We start from the raw sequence: 13,365 nt of genomic DNA, 5'->3' as shown, positions 1-13,365 counted from the left end.
AAAACTTATATTTTAAAAGTTATTACAGGTAATGTGGCATGATTAGCAACATCTTCGCCAACGCTGCCTTCAAAAAAGTGAGCCAACCCTTTTTTTCCATGGGTTAGCACCGCTATTAAATCGGCGCCAATTTTATTCGAAAAATTTAAAACGCCTCCTTCAATACTATAATCGGATACGTAGTGCACATCTTTCATTCTATCTAAATTCAGATAAGCCTTAGTAAAAAACTTAACCACCTTTTTTTCAATTTCTTGAGAGCTTTTAAATTTATCATGAGGTAAATTCACATGGACTGTATATGCTTTAGCCCCCATACCTTCAAACATATCTATTGCTTTTTTAAAGCTTGGAATGCTGGCTTCATTAAAATCGCAGGCAAAAGAAACCACATCGAAATTAACGTCTAGCACTTTATTTTTAACTACCAAAACAGGCACATCGGCATAACGAATAACACGCTCTGTATTCGAGCCTAGAAAAATTTCTTTAAAACCATTTACGCCATGAGTCCCCATAACTATAAGGTCTGCTTCATTTTCTAAAGCCACATCGTTAACCTCACTAAACACTTTAAAATGTTTAATAATTGGTGTTACTTTTAATGCTTTTAAGTAACTCTTATCTAAAAATTTCTCAAACCGCTGTTCAGCGAGTTGAAGAAAAAACAATAATTTCTGGTTTTGCAAACCTCCTTCAGCGGTTAACACGATATCAGACATTTCTAACATGTGCAGTACTAATAATTCTGCATCGTATTTTTCAGCCAATTTTGCGGCAGTTTCTAAAGCGTATTCTGAATGTTCAGAAAAATCTACAGGTACAATTATTTTTTTCATAATCACTTTAGTTAAATTCGTGTTTCGTCTATCTTAATCAATCTGAGTAGCAACAAGGCATTATGCCCCATTAAATCGTCATGGAAAACAATTGCGTATCGGGTTGTTTCCGTTGCAACAACACATCAAACGCCATACAAATATTTCTAACAAAAGGTTGTCCTTTCGCTGTAACTTCAATGCTATTCTTATTAATTAAAAGCAATCCATCGCGTTCCATTTCTTTTAATTTGATGAGTGCATCGGGCAGTTCATCAAAATAAAGGGTATCGGAAGTCCAAGTGGTTTTAAATCGGCACATTAAATTAAGGATGTGCTTACGAATGATTAAATCTTCATCATTTAAAATATGGCCGCGATAAACAGGAATAACATCTTCAGCTAAAAGCTTATAATAGCTTTCAATATCCTTTACATTTTGAGCAAAACCATACCAACTATCGCTAATTGAAGACACGCCCAAACCAATCATAGCCTGAGTTTTCGATGCGGTATAGCCCATAAAATTACGATGCAAATCACCCGAAACCATAGATTTATATAGTGAATCTGACTTCAACGCAAAGTGATCCATCCCAATTTCTTCGTAACCCACTTCGGCTAATAATTGTTTGCCTAATTCGTACTGTTTTCTTTTTAAAGCTGGCGAAGGCAAATCGGATTCTTTAAAACCACGTTGCCCGTTGCCTTTAATCCAAGGCACATGCGCATAGCTATAAAACGCCAATCTATCGGGCAGTAACTCTTTGGTTTTTAAAATGGTTTCCTGTACATGTTCGAAAGTTTGAAAAGGCAAACCAAAAATAATATCATGACCAACCGATGTATAACCAATTTCTCTAGCCAACTCGGTAGCACGTTTTACGTTTTCAAAAGGTTGAATACGATGAATGGCTTTTTGAACCGTTTCATTGTAGTCTTGAACCCCGTAACTTACGCGTCTGAAACCTACATCATACAAAGCTTGTAAATGTTCTTTTGTGGTATTATTGGGGTGCCCTTCAAAACTAAACTCATGATTTTCGGCACATGTGGCACCTTCAAAAATCCCTTGAATTAATTGAGTTAAATGCTCTGGACTAAAAAAAGTGGGGGTACCACCACCAAGATGTAATTCTTTAATTACAGGCTTTTCATCAAACAAATTCAAATACAATTGCCACTCTTTTAAAACCGCTTTAATATATGGCGATTCTACACTGTGTTGCTTAGTAATACGCTTATTACAGCCACAAAAGGTGCATAAACTTTCGCAAAAAGGCAAATGAATATACAAGCTAATACCTTCAGTTGCATTGCTTTCTTCAAACGATTTTTTTAAAGATTGCTTCCATTTTTCCAAAGAAAAAGTAGCACTATCCCAATAAGGCACCGTAGGATAACTTGTGTATCTCGGGCCAGCGATATTATATTTATTAACTAAAACGTTAGACATGTTATATAATTGATATTCAAAATTAGATTAAAATCAGCTTTGAAAACATGACATTTGTCATGCTTGTTATTTGCCAATCGTTTATTATTCCTTAACTTTCGGATAAATAAAATCCTATAAAATGAAAAAAATAAGTTTGTTATTTATAGCCATGGCTATAAGTCTAACGTCTTGTAAACAAGAGAAAAAAGAAACTAAAACTGAAGCTGCAACCGAAGTTTCTGCTGCTAAACAATTTGTAATAAAACCAGAAGGAACTTCTGTAAAATTTACAGCTTATAAAACTACAGACAAAGTTGGCGTTGGTGGAGAATTCACTACTGTTAATTTTGACGAAAAATCGGGAGCGACTCCAGAGGAGGCTTTAAACAATTTAAAATTTTCAATTCCTGTTAGCAGTTTATTTACTAACGACGCCACAAACACGCGTGATGCTAAAATTAAAACTTCGTTTTTTGGCGCCATGTTAGACACCGATTTAATTACGGGAACTATAAAATACGTAAATGGTTCGGTAGTGGCTTCTGTTACAATGAATGGCGAAACCAATAATTTACCAATGGATGTTAAAATTACAGACGAAAGACGTGTAACTTTAACGGGGACCATGAATTTAGCAGAATGGAAAGCTTTAGATGCCTTAGCATCGTTAAACAAAGTGTGTTTCGATTTACATAAAGGTGCCGATGGGGTAAGTAAAACTTGGGAAGATGTTGCTATTGAAGTAAACGCTTTTCTTCGCGAAAACTAGTTTTACAGCCTAATTATTTTAACCTTTACAAAAATTAAACCTCAATATGCACCTAGACATTCTTGTTGAAAATTTTAAGAAAAAAGATGAGAAAGCTTTTGAGGCTTTATATAATATGTATAAAGACAGCATGCTAGGTGTTATCTACAATATAGTAAGGGATCATGATATTGCTGAAGAAGTGATGCAGGATGTTTTTATAAAAGCCTGGCATAAATCGGATACCTATTCTAATCAAAAAGGGCGGTTTTTCACATGGATTTTAAACATTTCAAGAAATGCCGCCATCGATAAAACACGCTCCAAAAACTTTAAGAATTCCAAACAAAACCTAGATTCTAATTTTTTCGTAGATATACTTGAAACCAGTGAAAATTTAAATGATTCAACGGACGCCATTGGTATATCTCAATATGTGGGTAAACTAGCTAAAAAGTGTATTGAAGTTATAGAACTTCTCTATTTTAAAGGCTATACCCAAAATGAAGCGTCTGAAACCCTTGATATGCCTATTGGCACTATAAAGACACGAAATAGAAATTGTATTAAGGAACTTAGAAACATGGTTTTAAATTGATTATGGATATTAATGCCTACATAGAATCTGGAATTTTAGAGCTATATGTAGCTGGAACACTTTCTGAAAAAGAAAATGAAGAGGTTTATGCGCTTATGCAAAAACATCCTGAAATTCTTCAAGAAGTTTTAGATATTGAAGCCGCTATTGTTAAACTTACGGCAGCGACTTCGCAAGGAAGTGATAACGCGGTTTATCAAAATATAAAACAAAAACTAGGCTTTGATGATTCTGATACCCAAGTTATTCCTATTAACAAACCAAAAAACAACTGGATTAGCTATTCTGGGTGGGCAGCAGCGTTTGTGTTGGGTGTTGGTTTACTATGGCTTATCAACCAAAACAATCAATTAAAATCTAGTATTCAAACCGCTGAAACACAGCAATTATTATTAGAAACTCAAATTGAAAATTCTAAAAGTAATTTAGAAGAAGCCCATACATTAATCTCTGTTTTACGTGATGATAATATTGCCAGAATTCCACTAAACGGACAAGGGAATTTTTCAAACACGTATGCTAAAGTGTATTGGGATAAAAACGCAAAGCGCATATTTTTAGATGCTCAAGGCTTACCCGAACCTCCTGAAGGCAAAGTTTATCAGGTTTGGTCGTTAAAACTAAGTCCGCTAACCCCAACAAGTTTAGGTACTATTGATAGCTTTAAAACAGACAGCAATAAGATTTTTGAAATACAAAACAGTCATGAAAGTGAAGCGTTTGGTATTACTTTAGAACCTGCTGGCGGAAGCAAAACGCCAACCATGGAACAACTTTATACCCTGGGTGTTGTTAATGCCACTTAATATCTTTTGTGATTTCCATTTATGAGTAGCAATGAGAACTTCTATTTAAAACAGGACGAACCTCTAAAGAGTTGTTTACTTGCTATGCGTGCTGTTTTACTGAATTACGACACACACATAACAGAAACCACAAAATACGGCATGCCCTGTTTTTGCTATAAAGGAAAAATGTTTTGCTATATCTGGGTGGACAAAAAAACCCTTGAACCTTATTATTTAATTGTTGAAGGCAACCGAATTGAACATCCAGCATTGGAAACAGGAAATAGATCGCGTATGAAGATCTTAAGAATACATCCAAATCAAGATTTACCCATTAAAACTATTGATACTATCATTCATCAAGCTTTGGATTTGTATAAAAGCGGAGTGATTAAAATTAAGTAGAAACGATTTTTCGCTTCGAAAGATTACAAACCACTTCACTGTAAGAATCAAGACTTGATTATCAATAAATGATAAAACAGCATAATTTCACTATAATTTTTTAAATCTTATTAAAAAAAAGTGCCCAACACCATAACAGCATTGAACACTTTCCAACCTAACAAAAACCCTAAAAACAAACACTATAATTAAGGTTTGGTAATATTATTCTTAAATTTTAGTTTATTCTGATTTACTCATTAAACAAAAAGATTCTCGACACCACACACTTATGGCGCATCACTCGAATTGACAAATGTTATTCAAAATGCACTATGCCTTAAAACTTATATGAAATCGTTCCGCTAGCATAAAAAGGTGTGCCAGGTGTGAAATGAATTTCGGTAACCGACTGAGGTTCATTTTGAAGTCTTGATTCTGTAGCAAACTGTGTTTCGTTCCAATCGACATCAAAAAGATTTTCAATAACCAAACCTAAAGTTACAGCCCCGATGGTATAATTCACATTAAAATCGGTAACAAAATAGCCTTCAGCAGTAATGCTATCGTCTTCATTTGCAGGTCTATCACCAAGATAACGATAACGTATTCCGCCTGAAAAATCATGCCAATCACTTACTGAAAGCCCGCCTGACAAGGTAACATTTGGTGCCAATGGAATATAATCTTCACCTTTTGGAGCCTCTAAACTTCTAGCTTTCGTTAATGTTGCATCAGTGTCAAAAAACAAGAAATCGTTAAACTGATACCTCAGCCCTAAATCTAAGCCAAAACGTTGCGTTTTCCCGCTAGGTTCTACAATTCCGGCATCGCCAACATACACAAATTCTTGCTCTAAAAACAAATACCATAAAGCTGAATTTACGATGAATTTAGAGCTTGGCTTCCAAATTGTCCCTACATCAACACCGTAAGCTTTTGGTAAAATATCTTCAGTTTGATTGCTTATCACCACGCGAGCATCATTAGAATGGAAGCCAATTCCTGACTTTACATACAATTGCAAATTATCTTTAGCGGTATAGAAAAAGTTTAGTTTAGGAGAAAGAATCGTTTTGGTTTCCGATAAGGTTTCATAATTTGTTTGAAGCTTATCATTATACATAAACTTAAAATAATCTAAACGCAATGCGGGTGCAATGGTTAGTTTTCCTAAATCGAATTCGGTATTTACAAACCCATAAATGTTGGTTTGATTGATATCGCCCAATTGCACGCGCTCTAAAGTAGTGGTTCTATTTAAAGTTTTAGACAACTCGGTATCCTTTGTAATATCTTGTCTTAAACCAAAACCAGATGTTAATTTTACAGCAGTATTTCCCCAATAATCTTCATTGGTGAGTATGGTGTTTAATCCAAAAATATCTCTGTTTTCTTTTTGTCTAATTTGATCGCCATTAATGGGGTCTTCAAGAAAAAAAGTGAAATTTGAATACAACTCAAAGACATTATGCACATAAAAAGCATTGGTTTTTAAAATAGATTGTTCTGAAACTTGCTTAGTATATTCTAAATTGAAGTTGGTACGTTGTGTATTTCCGCCTTCGGTGTCATCAATAGCACCAAAACGGGAAATGTTACCATTATCAACTTCGCGTTGTGGAATTTGCCCAGAGGCATCCCAACGGCTTGTAAAATGAGATAATGTGAGGGATAATTTATCATTTTCGGGAGAGAACATCACATATTTACCAAACATATTCAGACGGTTAAAATTTTGAGGCGATTCAAAAAAACCATCTGTTGCAATATATTCAAAAGCCATATAAGCGCTTTGATTTTTAGTATGCTCCATCAAATCGAACATTCCCAAAGTTTTTAAGGAATTAAACTGCCCAACTGAAAAGGAAACGAGACTTTCATTTAAATAATCTTTGGTAGAAAAATCGATATAACCTGCCGTATCAAAATCACCTTCGTTGGCATAATATGGTCCTTTTCCAAAATCTATTTTCTTGATGGTTTCAGGGATTAAGAAGTGTAAATCGCTATACCCCTGCCCATGAGCATGCGACACCATATTAACAGGCATACCATCAACAGAAATTGAAATATCGGTACCATGATCAACATCAAAACCTCTTAAAAAAATCTGCTCGGCTTTGCCTCCTCCTGCATGCTGACCAATAATTAAACCTGGGATTTTACGTAATACTTCTTGAGATGATTTTACAGGCGAAATACTTAAATCCAATCGTGCGATTGTACTTAAGGGATTTAATTCTTCACGAATAACCAATTCATCCAATTGATATAACTTTTCTTTTAATGTTACCGTTAACTTCGACGCTAAATTCGAGGTATTCATAACCAAAATTTGATTTTCATAGCCTAATAATCCAAATTTAATGGAGTCGCCAACTTTCGTGTTTTCTAAAATAAAACTACCTGTTTCTGAAGAATGCGCATGACTTTTAGAATTCAAATTATAAACATACGCGGCTTCAAGAGGCTGTTTTGATTCGTTGATAACAAAACCCTTAACTTGCTGTGCATGCAGCTTATTAAAAATTAAAATAACAACTAAAAAAACAAATGCGTTTAGGGTTTTCATACAATTCAAGGTTATATTTTATTTATGTTTACAGCCATTAGTGGGCCTAATTCAAAAGAGCTTTCTAACAGTTCCTTTTTTAAGGCTTTAGCTTCACTTATTTTTCCGTTAGCCTTATAAATTTGGGCTAAATGAAACAATATATTGGGCTCTGAAGTTTTCAAAGCGATATGATTTTCGGCAACCATTAAAGCTTTTTTATAATGGCCCTGGTTAAAATAAGTCCAAGCCAATAAATCGTAAGACTCTGGCGTTGGTCTATTTTCAATTTCATGTAAAGCAATTAATAAAGCTTCGGCGTTTTTTTCGGAATCTTCAGCATATAGCAAAGCATTGTAAGCATTATACATATTACCATACAAAGGGCTTTTTACCGCTTGTTTATACAAATCTAGCTGCTGTTTTTCAAGCGTAGAATCTCCTTTAAACTGAGCAATTTCAGCTTTCAATAAATAATAATCTGGCGCCATATAATGTGCTGTAATACTGTTTAGTATGCGTAATGCTTCGTCTGGATTTTTTTCATGGGAATACACAATCCATGCAATGCCTTTTTTGGCATAAGCATCATTAGCATCGATATTTAATGCTTTTAGGTAGTACTTGTAAGACGTTTCCACCTCCCCTGCATGCCCATAAAAATCTGCTAAATTAGTATAAACCCATTTATTTTTAAAAGGAATATTAGAAGATTCAATAATAGTTTTGGCTTGTTCCAAATATTTTATGGCTGCATCTAAATTTCCTTTATGATCGGACCATTTTGAGAGTCGGATTAAATAATCGAAATCGGATGCTTTTCTAATCTTTTCAAGATAAATTTTAGCCAGTTTATACTCGCCCAATTCCATATACACATCAAATAGCATTTTTTCTGAAGCTTTTAAATCTTCGCCATGCGATTCTGCTTGCTTTAATAAGTCAAGCGCTTCTTTAAATTTATGCTGAGAAATGTAATTTCTAGCCAAAGCCCTTAAATATCCCGCTTTTGCAAAATGAGTAGCCTCGTTGGCTTTTATTAAATAATCTTCGGCTGCAACAAGAGCTTCAATACGGCCTGTTTTTTGAAATATTTGAGATTGTGATGCTGAAGCTTTTACTAAATAAGGAAACTGGTTCGGGGCTTTTTCCAGCTTTGTTTCCCAAAAGTTGAAATCCTGAATCGTTTTTTCCAACATTTTATTCTCATCCGTTTCTAAATAGGATTGATAGTCTTTTGTGCTGGTTATTTGCTTAGGTTGCGTGTTACAACTAAATTGAAGTAGCAGTAAAAATGCAAAGCCAGTAAGTTGAAAAGGTTTCATAATGTTTGTGTTTTAAGTTTTTGTTTCGGTTAAAAAAAAAGAGGCCATCTGAAAAGTATTTTTTCTACCATTTTAAGCCATTCGAAATAAGCACGTTTTAAGAAACCAGTAACGGTTTCAACAAGCTCAACTTAACAAATCAAATTAAAATGGTATTCAGACAGCCTCTAACTTATTTAGTGAGGAGATGCTAAATAAGGGAATGAGGATAAAAAGGCTTTGTCGTTAGCGTCAACATTATCATTAGACAAACCTGGATTTTCCATAAAATCTTCACCACCAAAAATTAACAGCAGTTCCACAGTGATTACATCGTCTGCCAAGGCTCTACCGGTTAATACATTGGTGCCATCGTAAAAAGTAGTGGTTCCGTCTAAAGACACATTTAAGACATCGGTTGCTAATAACCCTGTAAATGCAGCAGCATCTTGACCTAAGGCATTCATGTCGCCATCGTTTGCAAAGGCTGGACTTAAAGCCATTAAGTTGGCTTGAAATTTACTTTGAAATGCTGCATCTTGGTTAGACGGCACCGTAACATTAAACATATCTTTGTCGGCCGAAGCTACAAACACCGTGTTTACAGCAGGGCGCCCCATTTGATCTTCTTGAGTAAAGGTTCCAGAAAAATCTGGTCCAGGAGTTATATTTTGATTATCATCGTCGTTAGAACAATTGTATGCTGCTAGCGAAACGACTAAAGTTGCTAATACTATTTTTAAAGTTTTCATTTTAGTATATTTTTAAGTTGTTGTTATTATTTTCTTTTAGATTCTACCCAAGTATTGATTGATCCCGAAGTTCCTATCATCGATTTTGGAACTTCTACTACAATAGACATCACATTAGTTCCTGCGAAAGTATCTGCTCCAGGCGTGTTGAAGCTTGATGCGTTACCTGCAATAATTTCTGAATACTGTGCAAAATCCATAAAAAACGGATCGTCACGTGGTCCTGCAAAAAAGGACATGCCTGCATTTGATGTTATTTTCGGACTAGACCCATAGGCTGAAATATCAACTACACCACCAGACAATGCATTGGTTTGAATGGTACTTTTTAATCCTGTTTGAGAGGGTGCTACAGGACCAAAAAACCACATTTTACCATCTTTTGGAATGGCCTGAATAACGAGGTCTTCAACAAAATCGTTGTTGGTATCGATATTAAACTCTACCAATACATTTTCATCAAACATGGCCGCATCTGTCATAGCCGGACTTAATAAGCCTTGAAGGTTAGCTACAAAAACCATGTTGTTAGTGTTTTCGCCTTGAAAGGCATAAAAATCGGTAATGTCGCTATGACCACCTTGTACCGCAGGCGCATCAATATGATCGGCTGCAATAATGAAGAAACCAGCTATTGCGATGACTCCAATTCCTAATACTACTTTTAAATTTTTCATAATTTGTTGAGATTTTTAAGGTTATTTTTTCATTCTCAAGCATACCTACGAAAAAAAAGAAATAGCGGTTTTGTTAAAATTATGTTAAAGAAATTATTTCGGTGAAAATTTTTGAAAAGCATTACTTTTGCAGCAAAATAGATTGTAGCAAACCATGAACCCATCATCTACAGGCTGGATAAATAAATTACTTAAAGAGCTTTCTAAAAACAACCTCTTCTTAAAATTTACAGAAGAAGAATTTTACATGGGGTTGCGTTCTTGTGGTTTTATTTATGGAAATAATTTAGATGTGGTAGCACAAATTTTTCCTAAAAAAGATCTTACGGAAGAAGAAATTTGCAAAACAAACTTAATATTATCGCTTGTTTATGCCCACGGCTACTCTAATAGCCCCCACCCTTTTACCGAAAGTATTATTAACTTTTACACCAAAATTAGTGCGATAAAAACATCGCTTTTTGATGATATTCTGGGCGGAAGAAAGTCTAGTGAGCAGCTTGAAAAAATTATTCATAAACGCATTCAAATAGATGATAATATCCTTACTAAAAACTTCAACTATTTTATTATAAATGCTTTGTTGTACGCCGATGTGTTGGCTTACACCGAATATTTACGTCAAGAATCAATCACTCTAGATTATCTTAAAAACCTAGAAGCTTCAATCGTGGCGATTACTTTGGGAGTTCTAAATTCAAAAGACATAAAAAATCAATATGATGATAGTTTAATTAAGCTTTTTGAAGCTTCATTAAGGTATCATGATCGCAGCTCAATTGATTACAACAAAGCCGTTTCGTACTTAAATACTGATCGCGAAAAACAATATATTTTAGATTTAGCTTGTATGGCAACTTGGGGCGACCAAATGATAGATTTGGAAGAACATCAATATTTAGAAAAACTAGGACTGGATTTAGAGTTGAATTTATCTATTATTCATCAATCCATAAAAACGGTTAATCATTTTTATACTGTAAATAAAAAGCATATTGCACTTTTGGGCACTTCTAATATTGTGCAAACTTTTTACAACAATTCTAGTAAAATGGTTTTGAAACTGATTACTAGAAACAGCAAACGTTTGTACCAAGAAATTAAAGACAGTAAAGAACTTATGGTGCTTATTACCCAGTCTACTGTTCGCGATTTAACCAAAGAAGAGCAAAAAAAAGTACAGGAACAGCTTTTAGATATTTTTAAATCCATTCCAAGTTTAGCCATATTTTTATTGCCGGGAGGTGCGCTATTGCTGCCTTTAGTTATAAAATTCATCCCAAAGCTTTTGCCTTCAGCTTTTGATGAAAACAGGATTGACGACTAAAACAAGCTGTTTTTATTTTTTTTCTTTTAGATTTACAACCACAACCAAACTAAAAGACCCCATGACTTCTTATACTATCCAAGAAATTAATGATATTTTAAAAGGCGAATTAATTGGCCATACCGATGTGCTTATTGAAGGTCCCGAGCAGTTACAAAATGCTAAAAACAATCATATTACTTTTATTGGAAGTTCCAAATATGTGAAGCAATGGGCTACATCGCAAGCTTGTGCGGCTATTGTAAATGATAATCTAACCGTTGAACCTGGAGCAAACAAGGCTTTAATTAAAGTACCCAATGCCGATTTGGCCATGGCAAAGATTTTAGAATTGTTTAGTCCGCCAGCCCCTGAGTTTGAAAACGACATTCACCCAACGGCTGTTATTCATGAAACGGTTTCAATTGGAAGCGATTGTAAAATTGGCCCCAATTGTTACATCGGCCCTAATGTTGTTCTTGGTGATGGTGTAACTTTATACCCAAATGTTTGTGTTTTTGACGAAACTATTATTGGCGACTATACCACGGTGTGGTCTGGAACCATTATTAGAGAACGTTGTATTATAGGAAGCCACTGTATTTTTCATACCAACGTGAGTATTGGTGCCGATGGCTTTGGCTACAGACCGAGCGACGACGGTCGTGGTTTGGTTAAAATTCCGCAAATAGGAAATGTTATTATTGGTCATTACGTAGAAATTGGCGCAAACTCCTGTGTAGATCGCGCTAAATATAGTGCTACCATTATTGGCGATGGTTGTAAAATTGATAACTTGGTACAAATTGCACACAATAGTGTTTTAGGACGTTTTTGTATTATGGCAGGGCACAGTGGGCTTGCAGGCTCTGTAACTTTGGGCGATGGTGTAATAATTGGCGGTAGCGCCTCTATAAAAGACCATACCACCATACATTCTGGTGCCACAGTTGGCGCAGGTTCTGGCGTTATGAACGATGTTGAAGCTGGTAAAACCGTATTGGGCTATCCTGCACAAGACTCTAGAGAAATGCTGAAACAATGGGTGGCTATACGTCGAATGACGAAGAAATAAAACCTATTCCAACCACTCTTTAAAATCCTTAACACGCTCGCGTGCTACAATAACTTCTTGCTCGTTATAGGTTTTTAATTTAATTTGTAAACGCGAGTTGGTATAACTTATCATGTCTTTTATAGCGTTGATATTTACATAGAATTTTCTATTTATCCTGAAGAAGGTTTGTGGTTCTAATTCGTTTTCTAAAAAATCTAAAGTACTATCTAACAAATAATTTCGGCCTTCGGTGGTGTATACATAAGTGCCTTTATTTTCGCTGTAAACACATTCAATATCATCAATATTTATAAGTTTTAAATGCTGACCAACTTTTACCGCAAAGCGCTTTTTATAAACCCTGTCTATGGGGTTTACAAGTAGTTTTTTAATGTCATTAAAATCGACAGTAACGCCTTGGGTTTGCGGCGTGCGTGCTTTATATTTTTGAACGGCTGTTGCTAATTCGTCTTCATCGATGGGTTTTAATAAATAGTCGATACTGTTTAGTTTGAAGGCTTTAAGTGCATATTCATCGTAAGCAGTAGTGAAAATAATGGCTGATTTAATGTTGATGGCTTCAAAGATCTCGAAAGATAAACCATCGCTTAATTGAATGTCTAAAAAAATTAAATCGGGGTGCGCGTTGTTTTGAAACCATTGAATGGATTCTTCAACGGAATGTAGCATGACTTCTGTTTTTAAGTCTAACTTTTGAAGCATGCGCTGTAAACGTCGTGCTGATGGTTTTTCGTCTTCTATTATAATTATGTTCATTTTATTTAGTTGTACTTTTAATTTGAACCTGGATTTGCGTTAGGGATTGAAACGGCATCCTTTTGCTTTTTTTTGATTTACCAGAACTTTGGCCACTCCTGAATACTTCCTAACACATTCCTGCCTTGATGGAAATAGTAAAAGCAAAAGATATAGTGGAAAGC

General features: G+C 35.0%; 13 protein-coding genes. 6 read left to right on the top strand and 7 right to left on the bottom strand.

Annotated features, from left to right (window positions below):
• Nucleotides 1-5: 5 nt before the first annotated feature.
• Together H6X70_RS07975 and hemN are read right to left on the bottom strand one after the other, a co-directional pair.
• The gene (locus tag H6X70_RS07975; protein WP_194767152.1) at nt 6-839 is read right to left on the bottom strand and encodes a universal stress protein; all 834 of its coding nucleotides are present in this window, start codon (nt 837-839) and stop codon (nt 6-8) included.
• Nucleotides 840-909: 70 nt separating this feature from the next.
• Nucleotides 910-2,274 carry an oxygen-independent coproporphyrinogen III oxidase gene (hemN, locus tag H6X70_RS07970; RefSeq protein ID WP_194767151.1) on the bottom strand — a complete coding sequence of 455 codons (1,365 nt, stop codon included), beginning with the start codon at nt 2,272-2,274 and terminating at the stop codon, nt 910-912.
• A 121-nt stretch (nt 2,275-2,395) separates the two neighbouring features.
• Here hemN and H6X70_RS07965 point away from each other — a divergent pair, with 121 nt between their 5' ends.
• Genes H6X70_RS07965 through H6X70_RS07950 form a run of 4 tightly spaced genes read left to right on the top strand, consistent with a single transcriptional unit; the run spans nt 2,396 to nt 4,795 of the window.
• Nucleotides 2,396-3,025 (top strand): YceI family protein, encoded by a 630-nt coding sequence (locus H6X70_RS07965; protein WP_194767150.1) that lies wholly within the window; start codon nt 2,396-2,398, stop codon nt 3,023-3,025.
• 46 nt (nt 3,026-3,071) lie between these two features.
• The gene (locus tag H6X70_RS07960) at nt 3,072-3,602 is read left to right on the top strand and encodes an RNA polymerase sigma factor (protein ID WP_194767149.1); all 531 of its coding nucleotides are present in this window, start codon (nt 3,072-3,074) and stop codon (nt 3,600-3,602) included.
• 2 nt (nt 3,603-3,604) lie between these two features.
• Nucleotides 3,605-4,408, top strand: a complete 804-nt coding sequence (locus H6X70_RS07955; RefSeq protein ID WP_194767148.1) for an anti-sigma factor domain-containing protein — start codon at nt 3,605-3,607, stop codon at nt 4,406-4,408.
• A 21-nt stretch (nt 4,409-4,429) separates the two neighbouring features.
• Nucleotides 4,430-4,795 carry a DUF1801 domain-containing protein gene (locus tag H6X70_RS07950; RefSeq protein ID WP_194767147.1) on the top strand — a complete coding sequence of 122 codons (366 nt, stop codon included), beginning with the start codon at nt 4,430-4,432 and terminating at the stop codon, nt 4,793-4,795.
• 319 nt (nt 4,796-5,114) lie between these two features.
• Here H6X70_RS07950 and H6X70_RS07945 read toward each other — a convergent pair whose 3' ends face one another.
• The 4 genes from H6X70_RS07945 to H6X70_RS16965 all read right to left on the bottom strand — a co-directional run bounded on the left by H6X70_RS07945 (nt 5,115) and on the right by H6X70_RS16965 (nt 10,061).
• Complete coding sequence (locus H6X70_RS07945; protein WP_194767146.1) at nt 5,115-7,349, bottom strand: TonB-dependent receptor; 2,235 nt, start codon at nt 7,347-7,349, stop codon at nt 5,115-5,117.
• An 11-nt stretch (nt 7,350-7,360) separates the two neighbouring features.
• The gene (locus tag H6X70_RS07940; protein ID WP_194767145.1) at nt 7,361-8,653 is read right to left on the bottom strand and encodes a tetratricopeptide repeat protein; all 1,293 of its coding nucleotides are present in this window, start codon (nt 8,651-8,653) and stop codon (nt 7,361-7,363) included.
• 176 nt (nt 8,654-8,829) lie between these two features.
• Complete coding sequence (locus H6X70_RS16970) at nt 8,830-9,384, bottom strand: DUF4331 family protein (RefSeq protein ID WP_194767144.1); 555 nt, start codon at nt 9,382-9,384, stop codon at nt 8,830-8,832.
• Between the two features lie 26 nt (nt 9,385-9,410).
• Entirely contained in the window at nt 9,411-10,061 is a 651-nt protein-coding gene (locus H6X70_RS16965) for a DUF4331 family protein (protein ID WP_194767143.1), read from the bottom strand.
• A gap of 154 nt (nt 10,062-10,215) precedes the next feature.
• Here H6X70_RS16965 and H6X70_RS07925 point away from each other — a divergent pair, with 154 nt between their 5' ends.
• On the top strand, nt 10,216-11,388 hold the full coding sequence (locus H6X70_RS07925; RefSeq protein ID WP_194767142.1) for an LETM1-related biofilm-associated protein: 1,173 nt from the start codon (nt 10,216-10,218) through the stop codon (nt 11,386-11,388).
• Between the two features lie 61 nt (nt 11,389-11,449).
• Nucleotides 11,450-12,442 (top strand): UDP-3-O-(3-hydroxymyristoyl)glucosamine N-acyltransferase, encoded by a 993-nt coding sequence (gene lpxD / locus H6X70_RS07920; RefSeq protein ID WP_194767141.1) that lies wholly within the window; start codon nt 11,450-11,452, stop codon nt 12,440-12,442.
• Between the two features lie 3 nt (nt 12,443-12,445).
• Here lpxD and H6X70_RS07915 read toward each other — a convergent pair whose 3' ends face one another.
• Nucleotides 12,446-13,201, bottom strand: coding sequence for a LytR/AlgR family response regulator transcription factor (locus H6X70_RS07915; RefSeq protein ID WP_194767140.1), 756 nt, complete (start codon nt 13,199-13,201; stop codon nt 12,446-12,448).
• Nucleotides 13,202-13,365 lie beyond the last annotated feature (164 nt).

The organism is Tamlana sp. I1, from assembly GCF_015355625.1.
GTDB lineage: Bacteria > Bacteroidota > Bacteroidia > Flavobacteriales > Flavobacteriaceae > Pseudotamlana.
The sequence above is the reverse complement of the archived record's forward strand: the minus strand, read 5'-3'. Positions and strand labels throughout refer to the sequence as shown.

Excerpts from the sequence above, each read along its gene's own strand:
- H6X70_RS07975 (WP_194767152.1), bottom strand. The coding sequence starts at position 839 with ATGAAAAAAATAATTGTACCTGTAGATTTTTCTGAACATTCAGAATAC.
- hemN (WP_194767151.1), bottom strand. The coding sequence starts at position 2,274 with ATGTCTAACGTTTTAGTTAATAAATATAATATCGCTGGCCCGAGATAC.
- H6X70_RS07965 (WP_194767150.1), top strand. The coding sequence starts at position 2,396 with ATGAAAAAAATAAGTTTGTTATTTATAGCCATGGCTATAAGTCTAACG.
- H6X70_RS07960 (WP_194767149.1), top strand. The coding sequence starts at position 3,072 with ATGCACCTAGACATTCTTGTTGAAAATTTTAAGAAAAAAGATGAGAAA.
- H6X70_RS07955 (WP_194767148.1), top strand. The coding sequence starts at position 3,605 with ATGGATATTAATGCCTACATAGAATCTGGAATTTTAGAGCTATATGTA.
- H6X70_RS07950 (WP_194767147.1), top strand. The coding sequence starts at position 4,430 with ATGAGTAGCAATGAGAACTTCTATTTAAAACAGGACGAACCTCTAAAG.
- H6X70_RS07945 (WP_194767146.1), bottom strand. The coding sequence starts at position 7,349 with ATGAAAACCCTAAACGCATTTGTTTTTTTAGTTGTTATTTTAATTTTT.
- H6X70_RS07940 (WP_194767145.1), bottom strand. The coding sequence starts at position 8,653 with ATGAAACCTTTTCAACTTACTGGCTTTGCATTTTTACTGCTACTTCAA.
- H6X70_RS16970 (WP_194767144.1), bottom strand. The coding sequence starts at position 9,384 with ATGAAAACTTTAAAAATAGTATTAGCAACTTTAGTCGTTTCGCTAGCA.
- H6X70_RS16965 (WP_194767143.1), bottom strand. The coding sequence starts at position 10,061 with ATGAAAAATTTAAAAGTAGTATTAGGAATTGGAGTCATCGCAATAGCT.
- H6X70_RS07925 (WP_194767142.1), top strand. The coding sequence starts at position 10,216 with ATGAACCCATCATCTACAGGCTGGATAAATAAATTACTTAAAGAGCTT.
- lpxD (WP_194767141.1), top strand. The coding sequence starts at position 11,450 with ATGACTTCTTATACTATCCAAGAAATTAATGATATTTTAAAAGGCGAA.
- H6X70_RS07915 (WP_194767140.1), bottom strand. The coding sequence starts at position 13,201 with ATGAACATAATTATAATAGAAGACGAAAAACCATCAGCACGACGTTTA.